Raw genomic sequence first — 15,954 nt, forward strand, 5'->3', positions numbered from 1 at the left:
GTCACAGGAAAATCCAGTAGAGGTTTTTCTATTTAAAATATTGATATATATTCATAATTTTTTGACTGAGAAGAAACATCAGACAAAGTCGTTCAAATATTAAAAAAGCCCCGGAAAAATTCCCGGGGCTTTCTTTCGACTTACTGGTTCATATTGTCGAAGAACTCTGTATTGCTCTTGGTGTTTTTGAGCTTGTCGAGAAGGAAGTCGACTGAGTCCGTAACACCCATTGGCATGAGGATCCGGCGAAGAACCCACATTTTGGAGAGTGTAGCCTTGTCGACCAGAAGCTCTTCCTTACGAGTACCGGATTTACCGATATCAATCGCCGGGAAGGTTCTCTTGTCAGCCAGTTTACGATCCAGAACAATTTCTGCGTTACCGGTTCCCTTGAATTCCTCGAAGATCACCTCGTCCATGCGGCTTCCTGTATCAATCAGGGATGTGGAAATAATTGTCAGGCTACCGCCTTCTTCCACATTACGCGCTGCGCCGAAGAAACGCTTTGGTCGTTGCAGGGCATTGGCATCAACACCACCGGTCAGAACCTTGCCTGAGCTTGGCACCACAGTGTTGTAAGCCCGTGCCAGACGGGTGATGGAATCAAGCAGGATCACAACATCCTTCTTGTGCTCGACCAGTCGCTTGGCCTTGTCGAGAACCATCTCTGTCACCTGAACGTGGCGATGCGCAGGCTCGTCAAAGGTCGAGCTGACCACTTCACCCTTCACGGAACGTGCCATGTCGGTGACTTCTTCCGGACGTTCATCGATCAGAAGAACAATCAGGAAAACCTCGGGGTGATTCTTGTTAATGGCATGGGCAATGTTCTGCATGAGAACGGTCTTACCGGTCCGGGGGGGCGCAACAATCAAGGCACGCTGTCCCTTGCCCAGTGGTGTCACCAGATCAATCACACGCGTAGTCAGATCCCGTTTGGATCCGTCACCCAGCTCGAGGTTCAGCTTTTCATCCGGATAAAGCGGTGTGAGGTTGTCAAAGTTGATACGGTGACGGGAGTTTTCCGGCGTATCAAAGTTGATGGATTTCACATTCAAAAGGGCAAAATAACGCTCGTTTTCCTTCGGCGCACGGATCTGACCCTCAACAGTGTCACCTGTTCTCAAGCCAAACCGGCGAACCTGATTCGGACTGATGTAGATGTCATCCGGACCCGGAAGGTAGTTTGATTCCGGCGCGCGCAGGAAACCGAAGCCGTCATGCAGAATTTCAAGAACTCCTGAGCCGTAGATCGGCACATCGTTGTCAGCCATTTGTTTCAGGATGGCAAACATCATGTCCTGCTTGCGCAAACTGTTGGCGTTTTCAATTTCCAGCTCTTCAGCCAGAGCGAGAAGCTCTGCCGGGCTTTTTGCTTTAAGATCTTGTAAATTCATGAAATTTTCTGTTCAGCTTGATGGACTGTCTAACGATTTTTCACTGTTCGGGCTTCTGTAGAAAGAAAGACGGCCAAACAACTGTAGCCCTGTGTAACCACTGCCCGATGAAAATCTGTCAAATTGAGGTGTTTCAAAAAAGCCGGGCACAGACTTTGATCCCGTCAGGATGCACCACATTTTTGAAACAAAAGAGGAAGGAAGAATAAAACAGAGACCTTTCTGATCTGTCTTTTAAAGTCACTGTCTTATTCACTAGGGAGATATAGTACACCAAATTACCCGTCAAGTAAAAGAATGACGCAGGCCCTACCCTGAATAGACAAGGGCCTCTGCCTGAATCCTTTCCTTCGGGCAAATAATCGTCACAACTGTGCCTTCTCCGTACTGGCTTGAAATCTTCAGATGACCTCCGTGAAGCTTGATCAAACCGTCAGCAATGGCCAGACCAAGACCGATGCCGGAACTTTCCTGCCTGCTGTAGGAGTTGTCACTGCTCAGGAAGGGTTGAATGACCTTTTCGAGGTTTTCCTCCGCTATTCCACAGCCATTGTCAGACAGGATAATTTCCAGATTACCTTCCTGATTGAGTGCCGCCCGTCCGATCAGGCAACCACCATCATCCGTGTATTTGATCGAATTTTCGAGGATGTTGGTGATGATCTTCAAAAAGGCCCGGTTGTCTCCTTCAATGACAATATCCCCGTCCGGAAAAAACTGCTCTGTCTGCAGCTGTTTTTTTATGCTTTCAGTCTGAATGAGTGTGAAAGCCTGATTCATGGTTTCCTGGACAGAGAAAATTGATTCATTGAGATTGGTTTCATCAACTTCCAGCTTTGAAATCTCGAGGATATCATTGATCAGCGAAAGAAGATGCTTACCACTGCTGACAATGTCCTCTGCATAGGATTTGTAACGTTCATTCCCCAGGGAACCGTATATTTCCTGCTCCAGAAGTTCCGAGAAGCCGATAATGGCGTTCAACGGGGTCCTCAGTTCGTGTGAGATGTGTGCAAGAAAGCTTGATTTGGCCCGACTGGCCCGCTCTGCAACATTCTGGGCCTCCAGAGCCTTGCTTTCACTGTCCTTCAGGCGCGAAATCAACTCCTCGTTCTCGAACTGAATGGCGCACCAGTGAGCAACGAGCTTGAAAAGATCCTCGAAGTTCTCGTCTTCGCCGACATCCTGATCATGAAGGGCAAAAACGTGGCCGATCACCTTCCCGCTTTTGTTCTGAATGCCCATGGAGTGATAGGATTTCAGATTCATGTCTGCAAGAAGAAGATCCTCGGGAAAATCCTCGATCAGGTTCTTTGTATGGCAGTAGTATTCACAGCTCTTGTAAACAATATCGCAGGGCGTGTTTTCCAGGGCATAAATCAATCCCTTGCCCATTTCCTCCCCATCCCAGAAGGACTGGACATAAACCTGATTTTCATTAGGAAGAACCGTTGCAGTACCGGTGTAGCGATAGCCGGTGCCCTCAGCCAGAGCCAGAGCCGCAGACTGATATATCTTTTCACGCTGGATAACCGGCGTGTCGACCAGCTGGGTTACAGCCTTCAAAAATCGATGATCACTGGAAGAACTATGCGTCATACTTTTCTCTGGTCAAAAACCGATTCAAACGATAATCGATTCCAGAAAAAAAAACCAGTTTTCTTGTGTTAATATTTGTAAACCATTTAAAACGGTTTTACGACCACAAGAATTACAATCAAAACCATAAGAAGTGTTGGTACTTCATTGGAAATCCGGAAAAACTTCTCTGATTTTACATTTTTGTCTGCTTTGAATGCCTTGACCAACCGTCCGCAATAGGCATGAAAAACAGTCATTAATACAACCGCTGTGAGTTTTGCGTGAAACCAGCCACCATCTTCCCAGGCTTCCAGAATAATGGCGAGCAAAAGCCCGGCAAACCAGGCAACATGCATTGCCGGGCCCATGATGAACCTGAAAAGCCTGTATTCCATCACCTTGAACAGCTCGGATCTTTCAGATCCTGCAGGAACAGACGCGTGATAGACAAACAGGCGCGGCAGATAGAGAAGACCGGCCATCCAGGAAATAACAGCAAGGATGTGAATGACCTTGATCCAGTCATAAGCTGGCGAGAGAAAGGAGGACAGATCTTCCATCACGATATAAGCTCCTGATTTGCCTTGTTTGTTCCGGATTAAAATCCGCGGACACGTTTCAGCATCTGTTCAACGTGTTCAATTGGCGTTTGAGGAACAATGCCATGACCAAGATTGAAAACAAAAGGCCCATCTGAGAGGTGAGACAAAATATCATCAATGGACTGATCCAGTGCCTTGCCACCAGCAACCAGTGCCAGGGGATCAAGATTGCCCTGAACGGTGACATGTTTCTGAATTTCCTCGCGAACCCATTGCAGGGACAGGGTCGTGTCTAGCCCCAGGGCATCGGCACCGGATTCCAGTGCAAAGGTTTTGTAGGAAGGGCCTACGAGGCGCGGAAAGAGGATAACAGGAACATCCGGGTGAACAGCCTTGATCGACTGAATAATCCTTTTACAGGGTTCCAGGCACCATTTTCTCAGAGCCCACTCAGGCCAGACACCGGCCCAGGAATCAAAGATCTGAACTGTTTCTGCACCGCGATTGATCTGTTCAATCAGATAAAGGGATGTGGCCTCGACAACGAGATCAACCAGTTTCTGGAATGTTTCCGGTTGAGCGAAGGCCCAGCTCTTTGCTTTGGCGTAATCCTTGGAAGACCCGCCTTCGATCATGTAACTGATGACAGTCCATGGAGCTCCGGCAAAGCCGATCAGCGTTGTTTCCTCTGGAAGACCTTCTTTCAGTCGTTCGACGGTTTCATAGACCGGTGCCATATGGCTGTGAAGGTTTTCAAGGGTGAGATTTTCAATGTCCTGTGCGTCTTGTAATGCTTCCAGTTTTGGACCTGTTCCCTCTTCAAACCAGACTTTCTGGCCCAGAGCATGGGGAATGACGAGAATATCGCTGAAGAGGATTGAAGCATCAAACCCGAAGCGTCGAATGGGTTGAAAGGTAACTTCTGCTGCCAGTTCCGGATTGTAGCAGAGATCCAGAAAGCCGTTGGCTTCCTTTCGGGTTGCGCGATATTCCGGCAGATAGCGTCCGGCCTGACGCATGAGCCATATGGGTGGACGCTCGGTTTTTTCGCCTTTAAGGGCACGAATCATGAGTTTTTCATTGGTTTTCATTGGTTTCTGTATCTCCTGGTTCGCTTGCTTAAGGCGGGTTTGAACGTAAAACAGATGAAAGTGGCAGTCTGTTCAAAACAGCAGTTCTGTTTGCTGAAATCCCTTTTCGGGAATTGTCAGTCGTTCACGTTCCTACCTGTCCTGTATGGCGCTTGCCTTGTGATGAGTCAAATGCCCTCCAGTTCATAGTATTATTTTATGAAAGGTTTGTTTTTGTTGTTAATCCCTGTGAGTCATGTGGATTAAATTCTCTGCACAGTTTTATCCGCAGATTTTCGAAATTCTGAATCACACGGACAAAAATTTGTGAGTTACTTTTTTTCTGAAAGGAGGGACTCCCTGTTTTTTTGAAGAGTCGTGCTTTTTGTCGGAAACAGGTGAATCATGTGGATAAGTTTTTTTGACGCCTGAATCGACTCCGGTTTATTCACACCCCTGAAAAACTGAAAGTTCCCTATGAAAACCAGAGAAATACTGACATAGAGAACGTTGAAGAAATGAGGGATTTCAAAGAATCCCAAAAGTTATCCCCAGATTCGCTCGGAGTCCTTCAGACTCTTATCCACGGATTTTTTTCCTTTCCGGCTTTTTTCTTTCAAAGAGAAGGCTCGAAAGCGGTGTTCAAAAACCGGGATGTTTGTTTAACTGCTCACAGTTCAAGTCTGAAGGATTGTGACCTTGGTAAAAACGCATCTGCATCTTGTTTCTGATTCAACAGGTGAAACAATCAACTCCGTAACGCGGGCCTGCATGGTCCAGTTTGATGTCGCAGAACCTGTTGAACATGTCTGGTCGCTGGTCAGAACGAAAACCCAGATGGAAAAGGTCCTGATGGGAGTGCGGGAAAATCCGGGTCCGGTTCTCTTTACAATGGTCAACCGGGAACTCAGGGACATTCTGATCAGGGGATGCAGGCAGTACGGTGTGCCCTCCATTCCCGTCCTCGACCCTGTTATCCATGCCCTGGCGAATTACTACAACCTTGAAATGTCGGGAAAACCGGGGCTCCAGCATGCTCTGGATACAGAGTATTTCAACCGGATCGAGGCGATGAACTTCACCCTGAACCACGATGATGGCCAGTTGCCCCAAAACCTGAATTCTGCAGATATTGTGATTATCGGGGTTTCCAGAACATCGAAAACCCCGACTTCTGTCTATCTGGCAAACAGGGGATTGAAGACTGCGAATGTTCCGATCGTCCCCGGCTGCCCCCTGCCCGAAGAGCTTTTCAATCTGGACAGTCCGCTTGTGATCGGATTGACCAAGGATCCGCAATCCCTTGTTCTTATTCGCAAAAGCCGCTTGCGTCTGATGACGCACGAGCACGATGACGAAACAGACTACGTTGATCTCGAGACTGTGACAGAAGAAGTCAAAATGGCCCGCAAGCTCTGTAATGAAAACCGCTGGCCCATTATTGATGTCACACGGCGTTCAATCGAGGAAACGGCTGCCACCATTATCAAACACTACAATCGCCACTTTGAAGAACGACAGGCCCGTGAGTTTTCCTCCTGATCGACTTGTGAACGGATTTGGTAAAAATGACTGATTCTCCTGACAAGAAAGACACTCTTTTAAGCGGAAAGGCCGCACTGGCCGGAGTGATCGGCTTTCCTGTTTCCCATTCAAAATCCCCTCGTCTTCACGGGTACTGGCTCAGGGCTTACGGAATAGACGGCGCCTATCTCCCTCTGTCGGTTGCCCCGGACGATCTGGGAACAGCCGTTAAAGGTCTTCAGGCTGCCGGTTTCCGGGGAGCAAATGTGACCGTTCCCCACAAGGAAGCTGTGATGGCCTTTTGTGACGAGATTGATCCCCTGGCCCAGAGAATTGGTGCGGTCAATACCCTTGTTTTCAGGGAAGACGGTAAAATTCATGGCAGCAACACCGACGGGATCGGTTTTCTGGAAAATCTGCGACAGGGGTCCTCGCTTGATTTTCATGGCCTGAGGGTTGGTGTTCTGGGCGCCGGTGGTGCAGCACGGGGTATTCTGGTCGCTTTGCAACACGCCGGCGTTTCGCAAATCAAACTGACAAACAGAACGGCAAGCCGGGCTGAAAAACTGGCTGAAGATCTCAACAACAGCCGGGAAAACGCGGAAGCCGGGCTGATCACAGTGATTGACTGGGATCAAAAGGATCGCGTTCTGGAAAACTGCGATCTTTTGATCAACACAACATCTCTGGGAATGGAAGGTCAGCCCCCGCTTGATCTGGATTTTTCCGCCTTGCCCGAAAATGCGGTTGTCACTGATATTGTCTATGCGCCCCTGATCACGCCTTTGCTGGCTGCTGCCAGAGAGAAAGGCTACAGGATTGTTGACGGGCTGGGCATGCTCCTGCATCAGGCCTGCCCGGGTTTCAGGGCCTGGTTCGGGCGGGAACCGGAAGTCACAGAGGCCCTGAGGCGGACAGTTCTGGGCGGGGAAACTGCTGACAGGGAGGTCTGATCTTGTTTGTCCTGGGGCTGACGGGGTCCATTGCCATGGGGAAATCGACAGCGGCGCGCTTCTTTCGTGAAGCAGGGATTTCTGTGCATGATGCCGATGCAACAGTGCACAGCCTGATGGCTTCCGGAGGACGGGCTGTTGAAAGAATTGCTGCATGCTTTGGAAAGGCCGTTCTTGATTCAGCAGGTGCAGTGAACAGAAAAGAGCTGGGAAACAGGGTTTTTGGAAATCCCGAGGCTCTTGAACAGCTGGAAACCATCCTTCATCCCCTTGTCAGAGAGGATCGTGAAAGGTTCCTCAAACAGCAGGCCCTTCAAAGAAGTCCCCTGGTTGTTCTTGATGTTCCCCTGCTGTACGAAACAGCAACAGACAGGGAATGTGATGCCGTTCTTGTTGTTCAGGCTCCTGCCTTTCTCCAGAAACAGCGTGTTTTGAGCCGTCCCAACATGACCGCGGAGAAGCTGCAATCCATTTTGGGCAAGCAAATGCCTGTCCGGGAAAAGGCAATCAGAGCACAATGGGTTGTTCAAACAGGCCTTGGCATGCGAAAAACCAGACGGGATATTGAATCAGTCATTCGACAGATCAGATCCCTGAAACCGAATAAAACCGTCCAATTCAGCAAGTGAAGACAGTCCATGAGAGAAATTGTCCTTGATACCGAGACAACCGGCTTTAAACCCGAAGAAGGTCACAGAATTGTGGAAATCGGTTGTCTGGAAGTGATCCAGAACATTCCGACAGGAAAGTCACTGCAGCTCTATATCAATCCTGAACGGGACATGCCGGAGGAGGCTTTCAAGGTCCACGGCATCAGCAGTGAATTCCTTTCTGACAAGCCGGTTTTCACAGATGTGGTTGATGAATTCCTTGATTTTGTCAAAGAGGATCCGCTTGTGATTCACAACGCTGCCTTTGACATGAAATTTCTCAATGCAGAGCTGGAATGGGCCGGTCGGCCAAAACTTGTGAACAAGCCCATTGATACTGTCCTGATTGCGCGGGAGATGTTTCCCGGAGCGCCGGCAAATCTTGATGCGCTCTGTCGGCGCTTCGGAATTGATAACTCGTCACGGACCTATCACGGCGCCCTGCTTGACTGCGAATTGCTGGCTGAAGTCTATCTTGAATTGCGTGGCGGACGGCAGCACGGCTTTGATCTTGCTTCAAAAAAGGCAATTGGAGCAAGATCGGAAAAAGCAAGAACAGTTCAGTTGTCATCAAGTAATAATCCAGACAAAAAAGCCAGAGAACCCAGAAATTTTCTAATTCCAGAATTAGAAAAACTATCCCATACAGAAATGCTTTCAAAAATCAAAAATCCAATCTGGTCAGTAGAAGATTAATATTGAAAATATTTTCAATTTGTATTGGTAGCTGTTCGGTTTTTTCAAAATACGCCCTGAAAAATGTCGCTAATAGGAAAGTTGGCGACATTTTCTTTTATTAGGTTAAAGCAAAATTAATAACAGGGAGTATGTCTTGATGGGAATTAAACCGCCTTTTACAAACCTTGATATCAAAACAGCAGATCAGGGTTTTTATGAGGGCTACAGCAAAACTATTGCAGTTGTAAGCAAGGTGCTTATGACAGCCCTGGTTCTCTGGGCTCTTGTCTGGCCATTGAATGCCGGAGAAATGTTGTCCTTTGTCAACGGAACACTGTTGAACTCTTTCAACACCTTCTATGTCCTGACCGTTGGCCTTTTTGCGCTTTTCCTCTTTGCCATTGCAATCATTCCGTCTTCTGGCCGCCGCTTGCTGGGGCAACCCGGTGAAAAACCGGAGTTTTCAAACTTTTCCTGGTTCTCCATGATGTTCGGTGCCGGTCTGGGTGTCGGCCTGATGGTTTACGCGACCGCTGAGCCTCTGGGGCTCTGGGGAAGCAATCCGGAACTGATCAAAAACACGGATATTGCTGCAAACAGTCAGGAAGCGGTTCAGTCTGCATACCGCTATACCTTTGCGCACTATGGCTTTCACGCCTGGGCGATCTATGTCGTAACAGGCCTGTCACTGGCCTATTATGCCTACACACGCGGGATGCCGCTGACAGTCCGCTCTGCGCTGACACCTCTGTTTGGCAAGCACGTAAACGGTATCCTCGGTGATATTGTTGATGTTCTGGCTGTCATTGCGACCATTCTGGGTGTTTCCGTGACCATCGGCTTCGGTGTGAGCCAGCTTGTGGATGGTATCTACAGCATTACCGGTATGGAATGGCTTGTGACCATTACGGATGGCGAGGCACCTGTACCGAGCACAGTCGGCCTGATTGTTGCGCTGGTTCTGGTGATGGGCATGTCCATTCTCTCGGCTGTATCGGGTGTTGGAAAGGGTGTGAAGATCCTGTCGGATCTGAACCTGATCATGTCCTGTATCCTGCTGCTGACCTTTGTTGTGGCGGGGTCCTTTGCCTTTGCGATGACAACCTACGGTCAGGCTTTTGTGGACTATGTGATCCACTTTGCCGCCCTGTCTTTCGAGGCCTACAGCCCGCTGACACAGGAGGCCTTTGTTTCTGCCTTGCCTGAAGCTGTTGCAGCACTGCCTGCCGAGGATGTCAGTGCGCTTTACTCTTCCGCAACAAATGCCTGGGGCAATCTGGACGGTTTCAAGTCCGGTCTGCCGGAAAGCTTCCTTGCCCTGAGCAATTCCGATCAGCTGGTCAGTGCAATCTACAAGATCGGTGAAGAAGGTCGTCTCTTTGGCTGGCAGTCCGGCTGGACCACCTTCTACTGGGCCTGGTGGATTGCGTTCTCGCCATTTGTGGGTCTTTTCCTTGCCCGGATTTCCAAGGGCCGGACGATCCGCGAGTTCGTTCTGGGTGCTGTGATTGCTCCGTCCCTGGTGTGTTTTGCCTGGATGACCATCCTGGGCGGTACCGCCATTGATCTGGAGCTGTCCGGTGTGGCCGAGGGTGCCCTGATCGGTGCGTCCACAACGGCGAAGCTTTTTGCAACGCTGGGCCAGATTCTGGATGGTGGCCTTCTGTTTGGAATTACTGTGATGTCAGTGATTTTGATCATGACCTTCCTCGTCACCTCTGCTGACTCCGGTATTCTGGTGATGAACACCATTATGGCTGGTGGCAGCGTGGATACAGGCATCAAGCACCGCATCATCTGGGGGAGCCTGCTGACACTGGTTATTGCCACGCTTCTGCTTGCCGGAGGCGGTGGCCTCAAAGCCCTTCAGAACGCGATGATTATCGGCGCACTGCCCTTTACCATGGTTATGGTTCTGATGTGTGTGTCCCTGACCAAGGCGTTGATCCGCGATGATCTGCGTGACCGTCTGGGTGTTGGCTACTCTGCAGAGGAACCAGCCGAATAATCTGACGGGATGACAAAAGAAAAAGGCCGGGGAAACCCGGCCTTTTTTATTGCGTCAATCGATTTGGAATCACTTTTTCATGGGCCAGGTGTCGCTGATGCGATAGCCCTCCGGCCAGGGGTCGGAAGGGTCCAGCATGTGCTGGTGTGTTCCGGTGATAAAGCCGCGTCCTGTAATGGCGGGGACAATCGCCGGTTTGTCGCCGACGGTGACCTCCCGTCTGATTTGACCTGTGAAGGTGGAATCAATAATGGAGCGTCCGATCAGGCGCTGCCCCGTTTTCATCAGACCCTTGTGATGAAAGGTCGCCATGCGGGCAGAGAGGGCTGTTCCGGTTGGGGAACGATCGATCTTGCCGGGCTGGATGGCCACAGCCGAGCGGATGGAAAGATCACCGTTTTCCTCCTCTTTCGGCTCCGTTGCAAAGGAACAGAAGGAAATGTGATCCCATTCAGGGTTCTCGGGGTGGGTGAAACCCAGCTGCTCGTTGGCAGCATTGGTGATTCTGATCCCGGTGTCAGCCAGTTGCTCTGCTTCCGAAGCCACCAGTTCAAAGCCCAGTTTCGTTGCATCCACCATAACAAAGCTGTCCCCGCCATAGGCTGTATCAACCGTGATGGTCCCCAGACCGGGAACCTCCAGCGGAACGTCTGTCCTGTCCGCAAAGGATGGCAGATTTTCAACGGTAATCCGCTCGGCTTTTCCGTTTCTGCAATCAGCCTTTACCCTGACGAGGCCACCCGGCGCTTCGAGGACCATTTCCGTGACAGGCTCGGACATGGGAACAATTCCGCTGTCGAGCAGGACAGTGGAAACACAGATCGAGTTTGAACCCGACATGGGGGGCGTGTCTTCCGGTTCCATGATGATCCAGCCCATCTGGGCTTCGGGATTTTTCGGGGGAACCAGCAGATTGACGTGCCGGAAAACACCGCCGCGCGGTTCGTTCAGAACGAAGTTCCGCAGTGTTTCGTCCCTGGCGATAAAGTTTCTCTGTTCCCACAGCGTTTCGCCCGGAGGCGGGGCAACACCGCCAACGATAACATCGCCGACTTCGCCTTCAGCATGGCATGAAACAACGTGAATGGTTTTGCTGCTGCGCATGAAACTGGATCCCTGTTTTCTGTTCTTGCAGGGAGTGTGATCAATTCCTGTTTTTCTGGCAAGTGCTCTCTATGAAGCTTCTCCACGCTTCTGGAGAACCCTCTGGCGATAAAGGACAAAAAGCCCGCTGGCAACAATGAGACACAGGCCGGTCACAACTTTCAGATCCGGAAGTTCCGAGAAGAAAAACCAGCCATAGAAGGTCGCCCAGAGCAGGCCGGTATAGAAGAAGGGCTGCAGGTTGGAAGGGCTTGTCAGGGTCATGGCCAGAATCATGAGAAAGTGTCCGACGGCATGGAAAAGGGAGATACCCATCAGGAGAAGAAGCGTTTGCATCGAAAGCTCCTGCCAGAAAAAAGGAACACAGAGACTGGTCAGAATGCAGGGGACCAGACCCATGTAGAGCTGGTTGGTGCCCTGGCTTTCCCGGTTGGCCCCGATTTTGATCAGAATTTGATAAAAGGCGAGGATCACGGCGCCGGAGAGGGGAAAGACGAGATTCCTGTCAAAAGAAACGGAGAGAGGATTCACAATGATCAGGACCCCGACACACCCGATGATCACGGCGATCCATCTGTAAATCCGGATTGTTTCCCTGAGCACGAACACGGAGAGAATGGTGACCATGATGGGGACAGAGGAAGAGATGGAATTCACTGTTGCCAGGGGAAGCAGGATAAAGGCGGTGATGAAAAGAAAATCAAAGGCAGGCAGCAGTGCTGAACGGCCAATGGTGAGTGTCGGCCTGTTCAGACGGATGGCTGCACGGATTTTGCCCTGGGCAGTCAGCAGCAGTGCAATAAAAAAGAACAGGGCCAGATAACGGGCCCAGACAATCTGGACCTCGTTGACAGTGCCGCCAATCCACTTGACGGAGGCATCACCTGCCGAAAAGCTGGCAATGGCGAGCAAAATCAGCAGGATACCTCTGGACAGGGATGATTGTTCGGTGAGCATGACAGCCTAACTTCTCCGGAAAACACGACAAGCTAAACTGTCACTGTGACAGTTCTTCGGGATTGAGTGGATTTTACAGTATTGTTGTCAGGACGCTAGAATTACCAGATTCATGGGGTGGCGAACACCATCAACTGTTTCCTGATCCTTTGTTTCCTTGGGGAGCAGGGGAGTATAGCCCTGTTCAATGGCCCTGTCGTAGCTCAGTTTGTCGCCAACAGCCCGCACACCCAGGTTTTTGTTCTGCTTTTCCAGTTTTGCCGACAGGTTAACGGCATCACCGATTACAGTGTATTCCAGACGGCTTTCATCACCGACGGCACCAAAGAGAATGGAGCCGACAGCAATGGAGCCGTTGACGGACGGACGGGGCAACCCGTCGCTGCTCGTTTCTCCGGATGTCCATTTTGCAGTGATGTCCATCAGCTCATCCATGGCTCGCATGGCGTCGGCAGCATAGCTTTCCGATGGTGTTGAGGCCCCGAAGGTTGCCATGATGCCATCGCCCATGAACTTGTCGATGGACCCGCCGTGTTTCTGAATCACCGGGACACAGAGGCCCTGGTATTCGGCGAGCATCCCCATAACCTTTTCGGCAGATTCACTGGCAGCAAGTGTTGTAAAGCCGCGCATGTCCAGATTGACAATGGCAGCTTCCCGGCGTTCGGCCATGCCGGCCTTGATGCCGTCATCAGAGTTCTTGATCCGCTGGGCGACATCACGGGAGAAAAAGCGGGAAAGCTCTTCGGAAGCCTGCTTTTCGGAGACCGAGGCGATCAGGAGGCGTCTGGCCCTGATCAGGGCGACGGCCAGTATTCCCGTGACAAGCAGGATGGAGATGATCTTGTCAAACTCTGCTCCCAGCAGGATGGAGTTCGAGGTCATGTAGTGCACGTAGTCCCGGGTGATCATGTCCTGATGAGGGTTCATGACCAGGACGTAGACAATCATGGACCCCCAGCCCAGTGCGCCCATCAGACCGGCAATCACAACGAACTTCGCTTCAAAGCGCAGGGCGCGAATGGCAACAAAGATAAAGACATACAAAAGGGTGGGTGCTTTGAGGTAAAAGCTGGGGGGCTGATTGTACTGGATGTGGAACGACCAGATCAGACTCATCAGCAGCGCCATATCGAAAAAGGCTGAAAGCGCCAGAGACCAGTCCGGAAGGCGGAAATTGTAGGCCCAGACAAGCCTGACAAGCGTCAGGAGAAGATAGATGGAAAGCGCCCAGGGAACAGGTTCGAACGGCGCAGCCTCGTTAAAGGTCTTGGGGGAAATCAGATAGAGGGTTCCAAAGATCAGAACCACGGACAGCTGAATCCAGCCGATCAGTTTCTCTGTTCTGTTTTCCTGATCCTCAATGGCACGTTTCACACGTTCTGGCAGGGTCTTTTCAATCCCGCTACTGAGCAGGTCCTTACTCAGAAATGTCATGCAAGTTGCCCCCGAAATAGAAATCAGTTTCTTCTTGGAACTGTTTGATCAATTAACCTTCTGACAGCTTACTTCTTTTTGTGAAGCGGGCTCCAGAAACACTGTTTCACATTAAGGTGAAAAGAATCCTAAAGGTAAATTGTCATGCCTTCACGGGCAAAAATCGTGTTGGGTGCAATGGCCTGGGCCCGCTTTTCCTCTTCCTTCAGGAAGCTGTCATCACTGGAGGGGCTGTGGTGGAAGGGAATCAGCTGTTTGGCTCCTGCAGCCTCACAGAGGCGGAGGCCTTCCTGCCAGGTCGAATGTCCCCATCCGATAAAGTTCCCGAAATTCTCGTCATTGAAGCTGCAGTCGTAAACAACACAGTCGGCACCTTCGATCAGTTTCAGGATGTTCTGGTCGGGCTCACCGATTTTGTGTTCTGTGTCAGTGACATAGCAGAATGAACGGCCTTCGTAATCCACACGGTAGGCCGTGGCGCCGTTCGGGTGAACCAGAGGGGCTGTCTTGATGGTGAAGTCCGGGAAGGGTTCAATGTCTTCCCCGGCGACAAAATCGCGAAACTCGACATCGGCCATGAAGATACCCGGAGGAACGGGGAAGAGAGGTTGCTGCATGAAGCGGCAGAGGATGTCATGCAGGTTTTCATCCTGGTCTTTCAGGTGACCGGCCCAGTAACGGATTTTGCTGGCCCCGCAAAAGTTGGGTTTGAAAAAGGGAACACCCAGAATGTGATCGTGGTGGGTATGGGACAGGAAAACATCCGTGACCAGCCCGTCCGGATTGTTTTCGCTGAGTCGCTTGCCCAGTGTGTGAATACCGGAACCGGCGTCAAAGACGAGACCGCGTTTGCCGCAGACAACCTCGACACAGGAGGTGTTTCCTCCAAAGGTCAGGAAATCCTTGTCTGCACAGGGAATGGAACCACGTGTACCCCAAATGCGAACGGAAAAATCGCTTTTGGTTCCATACTCTAGCTGGTCGTTGAGACCTGTACTGATAGCCTTTATCACACCGAACTGCCTTGTTCCCAATGGTTTGAGCCGAAGCTTTCTGGGGGTTCTTGTATGCAGATTGACTGACAGCCCTTATGAATTCGCCGAGAATTCCAGTCAGAATTGCTCAATTTCTGCTGACCCTTTTAGCGTCCTATTATGAATATAGGATGAAATGGATCAAGTAGTAGAGGCGCAATTGTTCATTTGTCCTGATATTTCTTCAAAACATTGAAAATATTTAATTTTTAAATGTTGCGGGCTCTGCTGAAGACAGCCTGTTCCGGCCTTTAGGGAACCAGTCGGTACCCGCCCGGCTCGGTCACAAGCAGGGTGGCATTTGCAGGATCGGGCTCGATTTTCTGTCTCAGACGATAGACGTGTGTTTCCAGTGTGTGGGTTGTCACACCGGCGTTGTAGCCCCAGACCTCGTTGAGCAGAACATCGCGTCCGACAACCTGTGCACCCTTGCGGTAAAGGAACTTCAGGATGGCTGTTTCCTTTTCGGTCAGGCGGATTTTCTTCTGGGTCTCGTTTTCCAGAAGGAGCTTGTTGCTGGGCTGGAAGCTGTAGGGGCCGATCGTAAAGATGGCGTCCTCGCTCTGGGCGTGCTGGCGCAGCTGGGCCCGCAGACGTGCGAGCAGAACACCCAGACGGAAAGGCTTGGTGATATAGTCGTTGGCACCTGCATCCAGACCCAGAATGGTGTCAGCATCCGATTCAGCTGCTGTCAGCATAATAATCGGACATTTGACTTCGTTTCTGCGCAGCAGGCGGCAGACTTCGCGTCCGTCCATGTCGGGGAGGCCGACATCCAGAAGAACGGCGTCAAAGTTTTCATTCTTGGCAATTTCAACGGCATCCAGGCCCGTTGCTGCCTCGGCTGTTTCGAACTCTTCATGGAGCCGAAGCTGTTCGCTCAGGGAAGTGCGCAGGGCATCGTCATCATCAACCAGAAGAACCTTGCGACCGGTGGAAGGAGCAGTGGATGCTGTCATAAATAATTCCTCTTTTCCCTGTAGAGCGATATTGGTGCCGAAAACGGCTTTTGCAGAAAC

14 protein-coding genes are annotated in these 15,954 nt (G+C 50.7%); 5 read left to right on the forward strand and 9 right to left on the reverse strand.

Annotated features, from left to right (window positions below; translation table 11 throughout):
- Window positions 1-140: 140 nt before the first annotated feature.
- From rho to hemE, 4 genes are all read right to left on the reverse strand, one after another.
- Window positions 141-1,397: a transcription termination factor Rho gene (gene rho / locus AAAH10_RS13215; RefSeq protein ID WP_343564325.1), complete on the reverse strand. Its 1,257-nt coding sequence runs from the start codon at window positions 1,395-1,397 to the stop codon at window positions 141-143.
- A 309-nt stretch (window positions 1,398-1,706) separates the two neighbouring features.
- Window positions 1,707-2,996 (reverse strand): sensor histidine kinase, encoded by a 1,290-nt coding sequence (locus AAAH10_RS13220; protein WP_343564328.1) that lies wholly within the window; start codon window positions 2,994-2,996, stop codon window positions 1,707-1,709.
- A gap of 86 nt (window positions 2,997-3,082) precedes the next feature.
- A complete protein-coding gene (gene hemJ / locus AAAH10_RS13225; protein ID WP_343564330.1) occupies window positions 3,083-3,538 on the reverse strand; it encodes a protoporphyrinogen oxidase HemJ in 456 nt (151 codons plus the stop codon).
- Window positions 3,539-3,576: 38 nt separating this feature from the next.
- Window positions 3,577-4,623, reverse strand: a complete 1,047-nt coding sequence (hemE, locus tag AAAH10_RS13230) for a uroporphyrinogen decarboxylase (RefSeq protein WP_343564622.1) — start codon at window positions 4,621-4,623, stop codon at window positions 3,577-3,579.
- 666 nt (window positions 4,624-5,289) lie between these two features.
- Between hemE and AAAH10_RS13235 the strand changes: the two genes are divergently transcribed.
- The 5 genes from AAAH10_RS13235 to AAAH10_RS13255 all read left to right on the forward strand — a co-directional run bounded on the left by AAAH10_RS13235 (window position 5,290) and on the right by AAAH10_RS13255 (window position 10,403).
- Window positions 5,290-6,132 (forward strand): pyruvate, water dikinase regulatory protein, encoded by an 843-nt coding sequence (locus AAAH10_RS13235; RefSeq protein WP_343564333.1) that lies wholly within the window; start codon window positions 5,290-5,292, stop codon window positions 6,130-6,132.
- Between the two features lie 26 nt (window positions 6,133-6,158).
- Window positions 6,159-7,067 carry a shikimate dehydrogenase gene (locus AAAH10_RS13240; RefSeq protein ID WP_343564336.1) on the forward strand — a complete coding sequence of 303 codons (909 nt, stop codon included), beginning with the start codon at window positions 6,159-6,161 and terminating at the stop codon, window positions 7,065-7,067.
- A gap of 2 nt (window positions 7,068-7,069) precedes the next feature.
- The gene (gene coaE, locus AAAH10_RS13245; protein WP_343564338.1) at window positions 7,070-7,696 is read left to right on the forward strand and encodes a dephospho-CoA kinase; all 627 of its coding nucleotides are present in this window, start codon (window positions 7,070-7,072) and stop codon (window positions 7,694-7,696) included.
- A gap of 9 nt (window positions 7,697-7,705) precedes the next feature.
- Window positions 7,706-8,413, forward strand: coding sequence for a DNA polymerase III subunit epsilon (dnaQ, locus tag AAAH10_RS13250; RefSeq protein WP_343564341.1), 708 nt, complete (start codon window positions 7,706-7,708; stop codon window positions 8,411-8,413).
- 139 nt (window positions 8,414-8,552) lie between these two features.
- The gene (locus AAAH10_RS13255) at window positions 8,553-10,403 is read left to right on the forward strand and encodes a BCCT family transporter (protein WP_343564343.1); all 1,851 of its coding nucleotides are present in this window, start codon (window positions 8,553-8,555) and stop codon (window positions 10,401-10,403) included.
- A gap of 69 nt (window positions 10,404-10,472) precedes the next feature.
- On the opposite strand, the gene AAAH10_RS13260 is transcribed toward AAAH10_RS13255, so the two are convergent.
- From AAAH10_RS13260 to AAAH10_RS13280, 5 genes are all read right to left on the reverse strand, one after another.
- The gene (locus AAAH10_RS13260) at window positions 10,473-11,507 is read right to left on the reverse strand and encodes a trans-3-hydroxy-L-proline dehydratase (protein ID WP_343564345.1); all 1,035 of its coding nucleotides are present in this window, start codon (window positions 11,505-11,507) and stop codon (window positions 10,473-10,475) included.
- Between the two features lie 69 nt (window positions 11,508-11,576).
- Entirely contained in the window at window positions 11,577-12,464 is an 888-nt protein-coding gene (locus tag AAAH10_RS13265) for a DMT family transporter (protein WP_343564347.1), read from the reverse strand.
- Window positions 12,465-12,551: 87 nt separating this feature from the next.
- Entirely contained in the window at window positions 12,552-13,901 is a 1,350-nt protein-coding gene (locus AAAH10_RS13270) for an adenylate/guanylate cyclase domain-containing protein (protein ID WP_343564348.1), read from the reverse strand.
- A 128-nt stretch (window positions 13,902-14,029) separates the two neighbouring features.
- Window positions 14,030-14,914 (reverse strand): MBL fold metallo-hydrolase, encoded by an 885-nt coding sequence (locus AAAH10_RS13275; protein ID WP_343564349.1) that lies wholly within the window; start codon window positions 14,912-14,914, stop codon window positions 14,030-14,032.
- A 272-nt stretch (window positions 14,915-15,186) separates the two neighbouring features.
- On the reverse strand, window positions 15,187-15,894 hold the full coding sequence (locus tag AAAH10_RS13280) for a response regulator transcription factor (protein WP_343564351.1): 708 nt from the start codon (window positions 15,892-15,894) through the stop codon (window positions 15,187-15,189).
- Window positions 15,895-15,954 lie beyond the last annotated feature (60 nt).

Origin of the sequence: Carbonatibacter coralli, from assembly GCF_039592655.1 — a bacterium.
Classification (GTDB): Bacteria; Pseudomonadota; Alphaproteobacteria; order Kiloniellales; family Kiloniellaceae; genus Carbonatibacter; species Carbonatibacter coralli.